General features: G+C 69.0%; 3 protein-coding genes. 2 read left to right on the top strand and 1 reads right to left on the bottom strand.

The window, feature by feature from the left end; all coding sequences use genetic code 11:
• The coding region (locus ACNJ7E_RS14775; RefSeq protein ID WP_418340220.1) for a non-ribosomal peptide synthetase at positions 1-15171 on the top strand (15171 nt) is incomplete at its 5' end.
• Positions 15172-15702: 531 nt separating this feature from the next.
• Here ACNJ7E_RS14775 and ACNJ7E_RS14770 read toward each other — a convergent pair.
• The gene (locus ACNJ7E_RS14770) at positions 15703-16041 is read right to left on the bottom strand and encodes an RNA polymerase-binding protein RbpA (protein ID WP_005255751.1); all 339 of its coding nucleotides are present in this window, start codon (positions 16039-16041) and stop codon (positions 15703-15705) included.
• A gap of 172 nt (positions 16042-16213) precedes the next feature.
• Between ACNJ7E_RS14770 and ACNJ7E_RS14765 the strand changes: the two genes are divergently transcribed.
• A complete protein-coding gene (locus ACNJ7E_RS14765) occupies positions 16214-16546 on the top strand; it encodes a hypothetical protein (protein WP_005246337.1) in 333 nt (110 codons plus the stop codon).
• The last annotated feature ends 103 nt before the right edge of the window (positions 16547-16649 follow it).

The following is a 16649-nucleotide window of genomic DNA, read 5'->3' as shown; positions in this document are numbered from 1 at the left end:
TGGGCGGTGGCGAAGTCGGGGGCGGCGTTCGTTCCGGTGGATCCGAGTTATCCGGCTGACCGGATCGCGTTCATGCTGGAGGATTGTGGTGCGCCGATCGGTGTGACGACGGCCGCGTTGCGGGAGGGTCTGCCGGAGGGTACGCACTGGATCGTCCTCGACGACGACGCAGTGGTCGAGGGTCTGGCCTCGTACTCCTCGGAGCCCCTGGATGATTCGGACCGCACGGGTGTGTTGTCGGTGGATCATCCGGCGTATGTGATTTATACGTCCGGGTCGACGGGTCGGCCGAAGGGTGTGGCGGTCACGCATCGGGGTGTGGTGAATCTGGCGGCGGATGAGCGGGATCGGTTGGGGGTGTCGTCGGGGTCGCGGGTGTTGCATTTCGCGTCGCCGAGTTTCGATGCGTCGGTGTTCGAGTTGGTGATGGCGGTGTGTGCGGGGGCGACGCTGGTGGTGGCGCCGACCAGTATTTTCGGTGGTTCGGAGTTGGCGGAGTTCCTTGCCGAACATGGGGTGTCGCATGCGTTCTGTACGCCGGCGGCGTTGGCGTCGCTCGATCACCGTGGTCTGGACCATCTGAAAACGGTGGTGGTGGCCGGTGATGTGTGTCCACCGGAGTTGGTGGCGCGGTGGGCGCCGGGCCGGATCATGGTCAATGCGTACGGTCCGAGTGAGACGACGATCATGTCGTCGGCTACCGGCCCGTTGGTGCCTGGGCGGCCGGTGAGTATCGGGTCGCCGACGGTCGGTGTGGATCTGGTGGTGCTGGATCGGCGGTTGCGTCCGGTCCCGGCCGGGGTGCGTGGCGAACTCTACGTCCTCGGCCCCAGTTTGGCGCGCGGGTATGTGCATCGGGCGGGGTTGACGGCGGGGCGGTTCGTGGCGTGTCCGTTCGGTGCGGGTGGGCGGATGTATCGCACGGGTGATGTGGTGCGGTGGGTGGCCGCCCCGGACGGCACCTGGGTTTTGGAGTTTTTGGGGCGTAGTGATTTTCAGGTGAAGATCCGGGGGTTCCGGATCGAGTTGGGGGAGATCGACGCCGTGTTGGCGGCGCATCCGGTGGTGGAGTTCGCCCACACGGTCGGCCATGACGACGGGAGTGGCAGCAGTCGGCTGGTGTCGTACGTGCTTTCGGCGCCTGGAACTGACGTCGAAACCCGTGCACTCGCCGAGTTCGTGGGGGAGCGGTTGCCGGGGTATATGGTGCCGTCGGCGATCATGGTGTTGGAGTCGTTGCCGCTGACCCCGGCGGGGAAACTGGACCGCAACGCCCTGCCCGCACCCGTCTTCGCGCGCCGCAATGAGTTCACGGCGCCGCAGACCCCGGCCGAGCAGGCGATCGCCGCCGTCTTCGCCGACGTGGTGGGGGAGCCGTCGATCGGGCTGGACGACAACTTCTTCGACCTCGGCGGCAACTCGCTGTCCGCCACCCAGGTCATCTCCCGGGTCGGTGCGGCGCTGGGTAGACGCATCTCCGTCCGCACCCTGTTCGACAACCCCACCGTGCGCGCACTTGCCATCGCCGCGCTGTCCGAGACGACGGTCGAGCGGCCTGCCCTCGTCGCCGGTGAGCGGCCCGCGACGATCCCGCTGTCGCCGGCACAGCAACGCATGTGGTTCCTCAACCAGTTCGACACCTCCTCGGCCGCGTACAACATCCCGCTCGCGCTGCGCATGTCCGGCAGGATCGATGTCGCGACCCTGCGTGCCGCGCTCGGCGACGTCCTCGAGCGGCACGAGGCGCTGCGCACCGTCTACCCGGCGACCGAGACCGGGGCGCATCAGGTGATCGTCCCGGTGGAGTCGATCTCCCTCGATCTGACGCCGTCACGCCTGTCCGGTGAAGACCTCAGCGGTGCGATCCTGCGGCACGCGTCCGCCGGGTTCGACGTCACCATCGACGTCCCGTTGCGGGTCCACCTGTTCCGCGAGAGCCGCTCGGAGCACATCCTGCTGTTCGTCGTCCACCACATCTCGGCGGACGGCTGGTCGTTCATCCCCCTCGCCTCCGATGTCATGACGTCCTACGCGGCCCGGACCGCCGGTGACGCCCCGGCCTGGAACGCCTTGCCGGTGCAGTACGCGGACTACGCCGTGTGGCAGCGGCAACTGCTGGGCGACGAGCAGAATCCGCAGTCGTTGGCCGCCGGCCAGATCGCCTACTGGAAGCGAACACTCGCGGGTCTGCCGGATCAGGTGGAACTACCCACCGACCGCCCCCGACCGCCCGCTCCGTCGAACCTCGGCGGCACGGTACGACTGGCCCTGGGCGGCGACAGCCACCTGCGACTGCTGGACGTGGCGCGCACCCACCACGCCAGCCTGTTCATGGTCGTACACACCGCGCTCGCCGCGCTCCTGTCGCGGATCGGGGCCGGCCCGGACATCGCCATCGGAACATCCGTCGCGGGTCGCGGGGAGCAGTCCCTCGACGGACTCGTCGGCATGTTCGTCAACACCCTGGTGCTGCGCACCGACGTGCAACCGGAATCGACGGGCGCCGAACTGCTCGAGCAGGTCCGGCGCGTCGACCTCGAGGCGTTCTCCCACGTCGACGTGCCGTTCGAGCAGCTGGTCGACGCGATCAACCCGACCCGTTCCTCCGCGTTCCACCCGCTGTTCCAGGTGGCGCTCGCACTGCAGAACCTGCAGACCCCGACGCTCGAACTGCCGGGACTGGAGGTGTCCGCACTCGAGATCGAATCGCCGATCGCCAAGTTCGATCTCAACTTCGTGCTCGGCGAACGCCACGACGAGGAGGGGAACCCGACCGGTCTCGATCTCGAGCTCGGCTACGCCAAGGACCTCTTCGACGAGGACACCGCACTGCGGATCGGCGAGTCCTTCCTCCGGGTCCTGATCGAAGTGACCCACGATCCTCGAACCACGGTCGGCGACCTCGACCTGCTCGGCAACGATGCCCGGCTGGGTCTGCTCGCCCTGTCACACGGCGCGACCCGGGACACGGCGCAGCGCACCCTCGCCGGTCTCCTCGACGACCAGGCACGGACGACACCGGACGCCCCCGCGGTGCTCTGGCACGACGAGGCACTGACCTACGCCGAGTTCGATGCTCGGGCGAACCGCCTCGCGCGCAGGCTCATCGGCGACGGAGTGGGACCCGATGTCGTGGTGGCGGTGGAGATCCCGCGGTCGCTCGACCTGCTCGTCGCCGTCCACGCCGTGGTGAGGGCAGGCGGCGCCTACACCCCACTCGATCCCGGTCAACCGGCGCAGCGCAACAGCGACATCGTCGAACAGTCCGGCGCGTCCGTGGTGCTCACGAGCAGCGCGTTGCTCGCACAGACCGGGACGACACGGTACGGGGTGCGGGCGATCGTCCCCGCAGACGCGGACCCGGCAGAGTTCGGTGCGGAGCCGATCCGCGACGACGAACGCGTCGCACCGCTGCGCGCGGACAACACGGCGTACGTCCTCTTCACGTCCGGTTCCACGGGACGGCCCAAGGGGGTTGCCGTCTCCCATGCGGCGATCGCGGCGCAACTCGAGTGGCTGCGTGCGCAGTACGCGCTGAGCACCGCCGACACCATGCTGTTCAAGACCCCGGTGACGTTCGACGTGTCGGTGTGGGAGTGCTTCGCGCCGCTCGTCTCCGGCGCGCGGCTCGTCGTCGCCGAAGCCGACGGGCACCGCGACCCCGAGTACCTCACGGACGTCCTCCGCGCACACGGCGTCACCGTCGTGCACTTCGTGCCGGCGATGCTGGCGGCCGTGACGTCCATCCCCGGGCTCGACGACCTGCCCGCGCTGCGGCAGGTGCTGGTCGGCGGCGAAGCAGTGTCGCCGGAGACGATCGACGACTTCCGGGCGTCCCATCCCGCGGAAATCGACAACACGTACGGACCCACCGAGGCGGCGGTGACCACCACCTTCTTCGCGGCGCGGTCCGACAACTCCGACACCGTCCCGATCGGTCTGCCCGTCTGGAACACCAGCACCCTCGTCCTCGACGGCCGCCTGCGTCCGGTTCCGGTCGGTGTCGCGGGAGAGCTGTACCTCGGTGGAGTCCAGCTCGCCCGCGGATACCTGGGCCGCCCCGACCTCACCGCCGAACGGTTCGTCGCCGACCCCTTCTCCACGTCGGGCGCGCGCCTGTACCGCACCGGCGACCTCGTCCGCTGGAACGCGGACGGCCGGCTCGAGTACCTCGGGCGCACCGACTTCCAGGTGAAGGTCCGCGGATTCCGCATCGAACTCGGCGAAATCGTGTCGGCACTGCTTCGGCACGAAGACGTGGACCAGGCGATCGTCGTCCCGCATTCGGACCCGCACACCGGCGATCACCTCGTCGGGTACGTCGTGCCGCGGCGCGGAAGCACACTGGACCGGGACGCCGTCCTCGCCGAGGCGGCGGGCAGCCTGCCCTCCTACATGATTCCGTCGCTGCTGATCACGCTGGCGGAACTACCGCTGACACCGAACGGGAAGGTCGACCAGAACGCGTTGCCCGCGCCGGTGTTCACCGTGAAGGCGGAGTACACGGCGCCACGCACCGAGTCGGAACGCATCGTCGCCGGAATCTTCGCCGAACTCCTCGGCGTCCCCCGGGTCGGTGTCGACGACAACTTCTTCGAACTCGGCGGCAACTCCCTGTCCGCCACCAAGCTCAGCACCCGCATCGGGGTCGCGACGGAGACACGCGTCGCCATCCGCGACGTGTTCGACGCCCCCACCGTCGCGGCTCTGGCCGGGCGACTCGACGGGCACGGTCCGACCACGGCGATCGCACCCTTGACGGCGGCGGTCCGCCCCGACCGGATCCCCCTCTCACTCGCGCAGCAGCGGATGTGGTTTCTCAACCAGTTCGAAATGTCCTCGCCCGCATACAACCTGCCCGCCGCGGTCCGGCTCACCGGACCGCTGGACACAGCGGCGCTGGCCGCGGCGATCGACGATCTGATCACCCGGCACGAATCGCTGCGGACCGTCTTCCCCGATTCCCGGGGCGGACCGCACCAGGTGATCCTCGAACCCGGAGAGTTCACCCCCGACGCCGCACCGGTCCGCGTGGACGAGACCGGGCTACGCGCGGATCTCGAGCAGTTCCTGCTGACCGGCTTCGACGTCTCCCAAGCCGTGCCACTGCGGGTGAAGGTGTACTCGCTCGGCGACACCGAGCACGTGCTCGCTCTCGTCGTCCATCACATCTCTGCCGACGGCGTGTCCATGGAACCGCTGATCCGGGACGTGATGATCGCGTACTCGAGCCGCGCGGCAGGCCGTGCGCCCACCTGGGCACCGCTGCCGGTGCAGTACGCCGACTACGCGCTGTGGCAGCGGGAGGTGCTCGGCGCCGAATCCGACCCGGGCAGCCTCGCCGCCGCCCAGCTCGAGTATTGGACCCGGACACTCGCCGGTGTCCCGGACCAGCTGTACCTGCCGGGCGACCGGGGCAGGCCGGCCGTTCCGTCGCATCGGGGTGCGGCAACGCGTTTCACCCTGGACGCGGACACGCACCGGGCCCTGGCCGAGCTGGCACGCGCGCACGGCGCCAGCATCTTCATGGTCGCCCACGCCGCGCTCAGCGTCCTGCTGGGCCGGCTCAGCACCAGCTCCGACATCACCGTCGGCACGGCGATCGCCGGTCGCGGCCGGGTGGAACTCGACGACATCATCGGCATGTTCGTCAACACCCTCGTGTTGCGCACGACGCTGGACCCGGGGGCGTCGTTCGTGTCGCTGCTCGAACAGGCCCGGGATGTCGACCTCGAGGCGTTCGCCCACGCGGACCTGCCGTTCGAGCGGCTGGTGGAGGTACTCAGCCCGGTCCGCTCCACCTCGCACCACCCGCTGTTCCAGGTGGCGCTAGGCGTGCAGGCGGTCTCCGCCGACCGACTCGAACTGGACGGGCTGTCGGTGGAGCCGATCACCCTCGACGCGAGCATCGCGAAGTTCGACCTGCACTTCACGCTCACCGAGCGGCTCGACGCCGCCTCCGAGGGCGCCGGCATCGACGCCGAACTGGTTTACGCGACAGACATTTTCGACGAGAGCACCGCCGCCGAGTACGCGACCCGGCTGCGGCGGATCTTCGAGGCGGTCGTCGCCGACCCGCAGCGGCCGATCGGTGACATTCCGGTCCTCGGCGACGAGGAATACGCGGCGCTCACCCCGGTGCGCGGCGCCGACCCGCGACCGGTGCAGATGCTGCCCGAGATCCTCGCCGACGCCGTCGCCGCGGCACCGGACGGACCCGCCGTCGTCTTCGACGAAGAGAGCCTCACGTACCGGGACCTCGACGAACGGTCGAATCAGCTGGCCCGGTTGCTCGTCGACAGGGGAGTGGGACCCGAAACCCGGGTCGCGCTGGCACTGCCGCGGTCCGTCGAATCCGTGGTGGCCGTGTGGGCGGTGGCCAAGACCGGTGCCGCGTTCGTGCCCGTCGACCCCGGCTATCCCGCGGACCGCATTCTGCACATGGTGCAGGACTCCGGGGCGATGGTCGGGATCACCGTGTCCGCGAAACAGGATCTGCTCCCGGACTTGATCCGCTGGATGCTCCTCGACGACCCGGCGGTCGAGGTGCGCTGCACCCACGAATCCCGGTTGCCGCTCACCAACCGCGACCGCATGCGCCCGATCCTGTCCGACCAGGTGGCGTACGTCATCTACACGTCGGGGTCCACCGGCCGGCCCAAGGGAGTCGCAGTCACGCATCGCGGTCTGATCAATCTGGTGACCGACGAGCGTGAGCTCCTCGGGGTCACCTCCCGTTCGCGGACACTGCATTTCGCGTCCCCGAGTTTCGACGCCTCGGTGTTCGAGATGCTGATGGCACTCGGCGCGGGAGCCACGATGGTCATCGCCCCGCCCACGATCTACGGCGGATCGGAACTCGCGGAACTGCTCGCCGCGGAACACGTCACCCATGCGTTCTCCACTCCGGCGGCGCTGGCGTCGGTGGACCATCACGGGCTCGACGACCTCGCCGTGGTCGTGGTCGCCGGTGACGTGTGCCCACCGGAACTGGTCGCCCGCTGGGCGCCCGGGCGTCGCATGGTCAACGCGTACGGCCCCAGCGAGGCGACGATCATGTCGTCCATCACCGAACCCCTCCGCGCCGGCGAACCGGTCACCATCGGCGGCCCGAGCCGCGGAGTGCGGGCACTCGTGCTGGACGGCCGGCTGCGCCCCGTGCCGGTGGGTGTGCCGGGCGAACTGTACGTCGGAGGCCCGAGCCTCGCCCGCGGCTACCTCGGACGGCCGGGACTGACCGCCGAACGCTTCGTCGCCGACCCGTACGGCGAGCCCGGCGACCTGATGTACCGCACCGGCGACCTCGTCCGGTGGCGGGAGAACCGCGTCCTCGATTTCGTCGGCCGCACCGACCACCAGGTGAAGATCCGCGGATTCCGGATCGAACTCGGCGAGATCGATGCCGCGCTCACCGCACACCCGCAGATCGAGTACGCCACCACGGTCGGGTACGAGCACCCGAACGGGGAGACCTCCCTCGTCGCGTACGTGCTGCCGTTCACCGGTGAAGACGTGGACCGGGTCGAGGTCGCGAACTTCGTCGGACGCACCCTGCCCGCCTACATGGTTCCCGCCTCCGTCACCCTCCTCGACGCCCTGCCGCTCACCCCGGCGGGCAAGCTCGACCGGGCCGCGCTGCCCGAGCCGATCTTCGCCGCCGCGGCCACGACATTCGAGGCACCGCGGAACCCGATGGAGGTGATCGTCGCCGGTATCTTCGCGGACATCCTCGCATTGCCGGAGATCGGCATCCACGACAGCTTCTTCGACCTCGGCGGCAACTCGCTGCTCGCCACCCAGGTGGTGTCGCGGATCAACGCGGCACTCGACGTCCACGTCGGGGTCCGTGAAGTGTTCGAGTCGCCGACCGTGGCCGCGCTCGCGGCACGTATCACCGAGACCACCGCCCACAGTGTGCGGCGCCCCGCGCTGACGGCGAAGCCCCGGCCCGAACACATTCCGCTGTCGCTCGCCCAGCAGCGGATGTGGTTCATCAACCAGTTCGACACCGCATCGCCCGCCTACAACCTGCCGGTCGCGCTCCGGCTGTCGGGCGAGGTGGACCTGCGTGCCATGCAGATCGCGATCGCCGATCTCGTCGGGCGGCACGAGGCGCTGCGCACCGTCTATCCCGACTCCGCCGACGGTCCGCACCAGGTGATCGTGCCCGCCGGGGACGCGGTGCCCGACCTGACACCGGTGACGGCGCACCCCGACGACGTCCTCGAGCGGGTGCTCGCACTCGTCACGACGGGCTTCGACGTGACCGCGGACGTGCCCCTGCGGGCCCGGATGTACCGCGTCGGCGCCGACGACTACGTGCTCGTGATGGTCGCCCACCACATCTCGGGTGACGGCTGGTCGCTCGCCCCGCTGGCCCGCGACGTCATGCTCGCCTACACCGCCCGCGCCGAGGGACACGTTCCCCGCTGGACGCCGCTGCCGGTGCAGTACGCCGACTACAGCCTGTGGCAGCGGGAACTCCTCGGCGACGAGGCCGATCCCGAATCTGTCGCCGCCGCTCAGATCGCCTACTGGACCCGCACACTGGAGGGTCTGCCGGACCGGCTGTCCCTGCCGACCGACCGTCCCCGTCCCGCGGTCGCGTCGCACCGGGGCGCGCACGTGCCGTTCACCATCGGCGCCGGCACCCACCGCGCCCTGCTGGCGCTCGCCCGCGGCCGGAACACGTCCCTGTTCATGGTGATGCACACCGCGCTCGCGGTGCTTCTCGCGCGACTGAGCAACGAGTCCGACATCGCCGTCGGCGCACCCATCGCCGGCCGCGGTGAGGAATCCCTCGACGAACTCGTCGGGATGTTCGTGAACACCCTGGTGCTGCGCACCCACGTGGACCTCGCGAGTTCGTTCGCCGACAGCCTCGCCGACGCGCGGTCTGTCGATCTGAATGCGTTCGCGCACTCCGACATTCCGTTCGAGCGCCTCGTCGACGTGCTGAACCCGGCCCGGTCCCGCGCGCACCACCCGCTGTTCCAGGTCGCGTTCTCGTTCCAGAACCTCGCCACCACCACGCTCGAGCTTCCCGGACTGCACGTCGAGGGACTCGACGTACCGAACACGATCTCCAACTTCGATCTGCACCTGACACTGTCGGAGAAGCACGACGCCGACGGATCCCCGGACGTGATCGAGGCCCAGTTCACCTACGCCACCGACCTCTTCGACGAATCCACCGTGCGGGCGTTCGCGGAACGCTTCACCCGCGTCCTCGAGTCGGTCGTACAGGATCCGGACGTGGCCGTCGGGGCCATCGACCTCCTCGACGGCCCCGAACGGCAGTCGGTCCTCGCCGACTTCAACGACAGCGGCGTCGATCTGCCGCCGACGACGCTCGCCGAACTGTTCTCCGCCCAGGTGTCGCGCACCCCCGACAAGGCCGCGGTGTTCTTCGAGGGCACCGAACTGACGTACGCAGAGTTCGACCGCCGTGTCGACGCCCTCGCCCACCGGCTGATCGCTCGCGGGGTGGGACCGGAATCCGTGGTGGGACTGGCGATGAACCGGTCGATCGAACTGCTGGTCGGGATGTACGCGGTGCTGCGAGCCGGCGGCGCGTACCTGCCGATCGATCTCACCCATCCGGCCGACCGACTCGCCTACGTGCTCGCGACCGCACGCCCGACGTGCATCCTCACCACGTCCTCGGACGGGTTCGCCTCCGTGAACGTCCCGGTCATCGAGATCGACAGCATCGACCTCGCCGGCTCGCCCCGCGAACCGGTGACCGATGCGCATCGCCTCGCCCCGCTGCGGCCGGAGAACACGGCGTACCTGATCTTCACGTCCGGGTCCACCGGCCGCCCCAAGGGGGTCGCCGTGACTCACGCCGCCATCGCGAACCAACTCCGCTGGAAGCAGCACGAATACCCGCTCGACACCACCGACGCCGTCGTGCAGAAGACACCCGTCACGTTCGACCTGTCGGTGTGGGAACTGTTCTGGCCGCTGACCACGGGCGCCCGACTGGTCATCGCCCGCCCGGACGGTCACCGCGACCCGGCCTACTTGGCGGACCTGATGCGTCAGCAGTGCGTCACGACAGCACATTTCGTGCCGTCCCTGTTGGAGGCCTTCCTGGCGGATGCCGGGGAGCAGCCGGCCCTGCGGCGGGTGCTGTGCATCGGCGAGGCGCTGCCCGTCGACACCGCCGCCCGCTTCCGCCGCCGGTTCGGGACCGTCGCGCTGCACAACCTGTACGGGCCCACCGAGGCCGCCGTGTCCGTGACCGCCTGGACACACACCGCCGGCGACATCGACACCGTTCCCATCGGCGGACCCGAGTGGAACACGCAGGTGTTCGTGCTGGATGCCCGGCTGAACCCGGTCCCCGTCGGGGTGGCGGGTGAGCTGTACCTGGCCGGTGAGCAACTGGCCCGCGGCTACGTCGCTCGCGCGGATCTGACGGCCGAACGCTTCGTGGCCAACCCCTTCGGCGCATCCGGTTCGCGGCTCTACCGCACCGGCGACGTGGTCCGCTGGCGCGTCCGGGACAGCAGGGGTGTCCTCGAGTACCTCGAGCGCTCCGACTTCCAGGTGAAGGTTCGCGGGTTCCGCATCGAACTCGGCGAGATCGAGTCCGCCCTGGTGTCGAGCGCGGCGGTGGGGCAGGCCGTCGTCGTCGCCCACCAGCACCCGCACACCGGGACCGCCCTGATCGCGTACGTCGTCCCCGAGGACGGCGCCGCCGTCGACTCCGCCGCGGTTCTCGCCACTGTCGGCGCGGCGGTGCCGAGCTACATGGTGCCCGCCGCCCTCGTCGTGCTCGCGCAACTACCCCTGACCTCGAACGGCAAACTCGACCGCAAGGCCCTTCCTGCGCCCGACTTCGCCTCGGCGACAGACGAATATCGCGCTCCCGCGACGCCCACGGAGGAAGCGGTTGCCGCCGTGTTCGCCGACGTGCTCGGCGTCGACCAGGTCGGTGCCGCCGCGAACTTCTTCGACCTCGGTGGCAACTCCCTCGTCGCCACCCGGGTGGTCGCCCGGCTGTCCGAGCGGCTCGGGCGCCGCGTGGAGATTCGAACCCTGTTCGAGGCGCCCACCCTCGCCGCCCTGGCGGCACTACTGGATTCGATCGAGGCGACCGCACCCGCCCGCCCGGCGCTGACACCGGCGGTGCGCCCCGAACGGATTCCGCTGTCGTCGGCGCAACGCCGGATGTGGTTCCTCAACAGGTTCGACCCGAACTCCGCGGTGCACAACATTCCCGCGGCGGTTCGCCTGTCGGGCGCGCTGGACGTCGACGCACTGCAGCATGCGGTCGCCGACGTCGTCCGCAGGCACGAGTCGCTGCGGACGGTGTACCCGGACTCCGCGGACGGCCCGCACCAGGTGATCCTGCCCGTCGACCGGGTAGGGGGCGAGCTGTCCGTCGTCGCGACGGACGAGGCTGCGCTGCCCGCTCAGATCGCCGGCCTGGTGACCACCGGATTCGACGTCACCACGGAGGTTCCGGTGCGGGTGCGGATCTTCCGCATCTCTCCGACGGAACACGTTCTCGCCCTGGTGGTCCATCACATCTCCGGCGACGGCTGGTCGATGGCACCGATGGTGCGGGACGTGATGACGGCGTACGCGGCGCGGTCGGCGGACACCACGCCCGACTGGGCGCCGTTGCCGGTGCAGTACGCCGACTACGCGCTGTGGCAGCGGGCGCTTCTCGGCGACGAGGCCGATCCCGAATCGGTGTCGGCACGGCAACTCGCGTTCTGGACGCAGACCCTCGCGGGCGCACCGGATCAGCTGGACCTGCCCACCGACCGCCCGCGTCCCGCGGTCGCGTCGTACCGGGGCGGCACCGTCGACTTCGCCGTGCCGGCCGAACTGCACGGCACGCTCCTGGGTACGGCGCGGGACGCGAACGCGTCCCTGTTCATGCTCGTGCACTCGGCGCTCGCGGTGCTGCTGAGCCGACTCTCCGGCACCGGGGACATCGCCATCGGCACCCCCGTCGCGGGCCGAGGCGAACGCGAGCTCGACGACCTGATCGGGATGTTCGTCAACACGCTGGTCCTGCGCCAGCAGGTCGACGGAGGCCGGACCTTCGCCGAACTGGTCGCCGACGTGCGCGAGACCGATCTCGCCGCCTTCTCCCACGCGGACGTCCCGTTCGAGCGCCTTGTGGAGGTCGTCAATCCGTCGCGGTCCACCGGGCGGCATCCCCTGTTCCAGGTGATGCTCACGTTCCAGAACCTCGACCAGGCGACACTTCAACTGGGTGACCTGTCGATGAGCGGCGTCGACTTCGACGTCGACATCGCCAAGTTCGACCTGCAGCTCACCCTGATGGAGCAGTTCGACTCGGCGGGAAGTCCGGACGGGATCGCGGCCCGCCTCACGTACGCCTCCGACCTGTTCGACGAGCCGTCCATGCACGTGTTCGGACAGCGGTTCCTGCAGATTCTGCGGGCGGCCGCCGACAGTCCGGACACCGCGGTCGGCGACATCGATGTCCTCGGCAGCGGCGAACGGAAGCAGATCGCCGGCACCAACGCGACATCGCACGAGGTGCCCGCCGGGACCCTGGCGTCGCTGTTCGACACGAGGGTCGCGGCGGACCCCGACCGGATCGCGGTGATCTTCGACCGGGACGAGTTGACGTACGCCGACTTCGACGCCTGCGTGAACAGGCTGGCGCGCGGACTGATCGAGCAGGGCGTCGGCCCCGAGTCGGTGGTGGCGGTCGCGATGCGCCGGTCGATCGATCTGCTCGTCGCGATCTACGCCGTCGTGAAGGCCGGTGGCGCCTACCTGCCGGTGGATCCGGACCATCCGGCCGAGCGCACCGCGTATGTACTCGACACCGCACGGCCGGCATGTGTCCTGGTCAGCGGTGCCGGACTCCCCGGCGGCGGATCGGTCCCCGTCATCGACGTCGCGTCCGAGGATTTCTCCGGCTTCGACGACTCGCCCGTCACCGATGCGGACCGGCTGTGGCCGCTGTCCCCGGCGAACACGGCGTACGTGATCTTCACGTCCGGGTCGACGGGCCGGCCGAAGGGCGTCGCGGTCACCCACGGTGCGATCGTGAACCGCCTGCTGTGGATGCAGCACGAATACACCCTGACCAGTGCGGACGTCGTTCTGCAGAAGACTCCGGTGACGTTCGACGTATCGGTGTGGGAGCTGTTCTGGCCGCTGCAGGTGGGAGCCTCCGTGGTGATCGCCGCGCCGGACGGACACCGCGATCCGCGGTATCTGACAGGGCTGATGCAGGAACGTCACGTGACGACCACCCATTTCGTGCCGTCGATGCTGTCGGTGTTCACTGCCGAACCTGCTGCGGCGCAGTGTGATTCGTTGCGGTTGGTGTTCTGTTCGGGGGAGGCGTTGACGCCGGAGCAGGTGTCGCGGTTCCGGGCGGTCAGTGGTGCCGATCTGCACAACTTGTACGGGCCGACGGAGGCCGCGGTCGACGTCACGTACTGGGAGACCGGTGCGGCGGACACGGTGACGGTGCCGATCGGGCGTCCGGTGTGGAACACGCAGGTGCATGTGCTCGATGCCCGGTTGCATCCGGTGCCGAACGGGGTGGCGGGGGAGTTGTATCTGGCGGGGGATCAGCTGGCGCGGGGATATCTGAACCGGGCGGATCTGTCGGCGGATCGGTTCGTGGCGAATCCGCATGTGACGGGTGGGCGGATGTACCGCACGGGTGATCTGGTGCGTCGCCGCACCGATGGTGCGCTGGATTATCTGGGTCGTACCGATTTTCAGGTGAAGTTGCGCGGTCAGCGGATCGAGTTGGGGGAGATCGAGACGGCGCTCGAGACCCATCCGGACGTGTCGCAGGCGGTTGTGGTGGTGCACCGCGACGACCGCGGCGAAGAAGCGCTGGTGGCGTACTTGGTGGGCCGGCGCGCGGCCGATTGGTCCGACGTGCGTGCATACCTGTCGGCCCGCGTCCCGTCGTACATGATCCCGGCGCGCGTCGTGCACCTGGACACCCTGCCGCTGTCGGTGAACGGCAAACTCGACCGCAAGGCCCTGCCCGCACCGGCCGTCCGGTCGGCGGCCGACGAGTACCAGGCGCCGCGAACGGCGGCCGAGCGTGCTGTCGCGACGGTGTTCGCCGACGTGCTCGGCATCGACCGCGTGGGAGTGACGGACAGCTTCTTCGACCTCGGGGGCAACTCGCTGATCGCCACCCGGGTCGCATCCGCGCTCGGGTCCGAGCTGGGAATCGACTTCCCGCTGCAGTGGATGTTCAGCGACCCCACCCCGCAGTCGCTGGGACAACGCATCCAGAAGTGGACGAACGACGGGGTGGACGGTGCCGGTGCGTCACTCGACGTGCTGCTCCCGATCCGCACGAGAGGGACGGCGGAGCCGCTGTTCTGTGTCCATCCGTTCATCGGGCTCGCCTGGAGCTACGCGGGGCTCGGCCGCGAGCTGACCCAGGACCGGCCGATCTACGGGCTGCAGTCGCCCGCGCTGACCGAGGACGAGCCGCACCTGGAGACGATCACCGACTTCGCGGCCCGCTACGTCCGGGAGATCCGTTCGGTCCAGCCGCACGGCCCGTACCACCTGGTGGGGTGGTCGCTGGGCGGGGTCATCGCTCACGAGATGGCCGTGCAGTTGCAGGACGCCGGTGAAGAGGTGCGTCTGCTGGGGCTCCTCGACAGCTATGTCGGGATCGACCGCAGCGTGGAGAATTCCGCGACCACCGCGGATCTTCTCGGCGGTGTCGGCCTGGACCTCCCGGACGACAGCGTGCTCGACGAACTCGCGCCGGACGGACAGTTCGACGCCGAGCGGGCGGCGGCGCTGCTGCGGGTCGTCGGAGGGCCGCTGGGGGCGCTGACCGCTTCGGAACTCGAACGGATCTACGGCAATGCGCTGCGAGCCCCCGCACTGATCGACGCACACCGGCCGAGGGTGTTCGACGGCGATCTGGTGTTCTTCACCGCCGCCCTGGACGACGGTTTCCACGTGGACCCGGTGACCTGCTGGGGCCAGTTCGTGCGCGGGAGCATCGACGAGCATCCGGTGGACGCGACGCACTGGACGATGACGACGCCGGCTGCTCTCGCCGCGATCGCACCGCACCTCGAGCGTTCGCATCGTCGGCCGCGGCACGCCGCGCCCGACACCGGCAGGGACAGCGATCCCGACGACAGCGCGAACCGGCCGCACTCGGTGCGCTGACCGCATCACCGCCCGACAGACCGGAAGGTTTGGTTTGGGCGGTGATGGGGGAATACCACGAAATGTGAGTGGTTGTACGGAAAACGAGCGGTTGACCACCCCGAATGTCGTGGACGCCCGACCGGTCGTGGTTTCGGGGTGCCGATTTCATACCCCAGGTGTGAGATTTACCCGAAGAGAAGACCAAACCCTTGACTCCGCGGTACCGAATAGTAGATTGAGAGCGGTCATGTGACCTACCTCTCAAATGGTACGGAAGCCCGAGAGGTCGGTCATACGTGGTTTCTTCGACTGCGTGTTCGGGGCGTGACGCTCGGTGCTTTGTGTGCTCGGAATGTAACGCGCCCGCGTTCAGCAGATCGGAGTACTTGGATGAGTCCTGTCGAGACGGTGACCAGCCCAGTGACGAACAGAAGCTTGTCCGTGTCGAACACCCCGTCCGCGCCGAAGCCGGGGTCGCAGTCTCCCCGGACGCGGCGAACGCCGCCCCGGCAGAGCCGAGACGGCGTTCGTACGGTTCGGTTGCCTGTGTCAGGCTCCGCGGCGCTTCGCCTTCAGCAGGTCGAGGCGCTCCTTCAGCAGCTCCTCCAGTTCCTCCTTGGAACGGCGTTCGAGCAGCATGTCCCAGTGGGTACGCGGCGGCTTGACCTTCTTGGCCTCGGGCGCAGTGCCCTCTACCAGGGTTCCCTCGAGGCCGTTACGGCACAGCCACGTGCCGGGAATCTCGGCATCGTCGGCGAAGGGAATGTCGAAGACCTCACCGTTGTCGCACCGGTACTTGGCCATCCGACGGGGCGCGAGGTCGTGGTCACGGTCGGTCTCGTAGCTCACCGCTCCGAGTCGACTTCCTCGAAGTACGCGATCTGCCATGGTTGTGTCCTCTCCTCGATCGTCTCCGCGCGAGTACGCCTGGACCAGAACCAAGCGTTCACACTCATCTACAACGCCACGGCCTCCCGATTGGTTCCCGCACGCCGCGCAGATGCAACCTCGACATCTTACCGGGCGGGCCTCGAGGCGCCGCGCAGTAAGGTGGTTGACCATGACCGGCGCCTCCCGCAGACCCGATTCCTGTGTGTGGTGCGGCCGGGAAGTGGCCGAGACAGGGATGGGGCGGCGCCGCCGGTACTGCCGCCAATCCTGCCGGCAGCGCGCATACGAGCAGCGCAACCAGGTCAAGGGCACGAGCATCCCCGCCGATGCGGTGGTGCTCACCTCGGAGGAAGCCTCCGCCATGGTCGACCGGGTTTTCCAGGTTCGATGTGCCGCCGAGGACGTGGCGACAGCCGTTGCCGAAGGTGCGGCGGCCCATGAGGTGGAGTCTCTGTGCGCCGACCTCGTGCAACTCGCACGTGAGGCCGAACGCTTCCGCTGAGCCTCGGACAGAGGCGGGGGAGCGTAGGACGCACTCTGCTCGACCGGTCCGACCGTCGCCCGTCGATGGCGATTCCGAAACGAACATCACGAATCGACGCACG

The organism is Rhodococcus mengyinensis, from assembly GCF_048381435.1.
In the GTDB taxonomy this organism is placed as follows: Bacteria; Actinomycetota; Actinomycetes; order Mycobacteriales; family Mycobacteriaceae; genus Rhodococcus_F; species Rhodococcus_F opacus_D.
The sequence above is the reverse complement of the archived record's forward strand: the minus strand, read 5'-3'. Positions and strand labels throughout refer to the sequence as shown.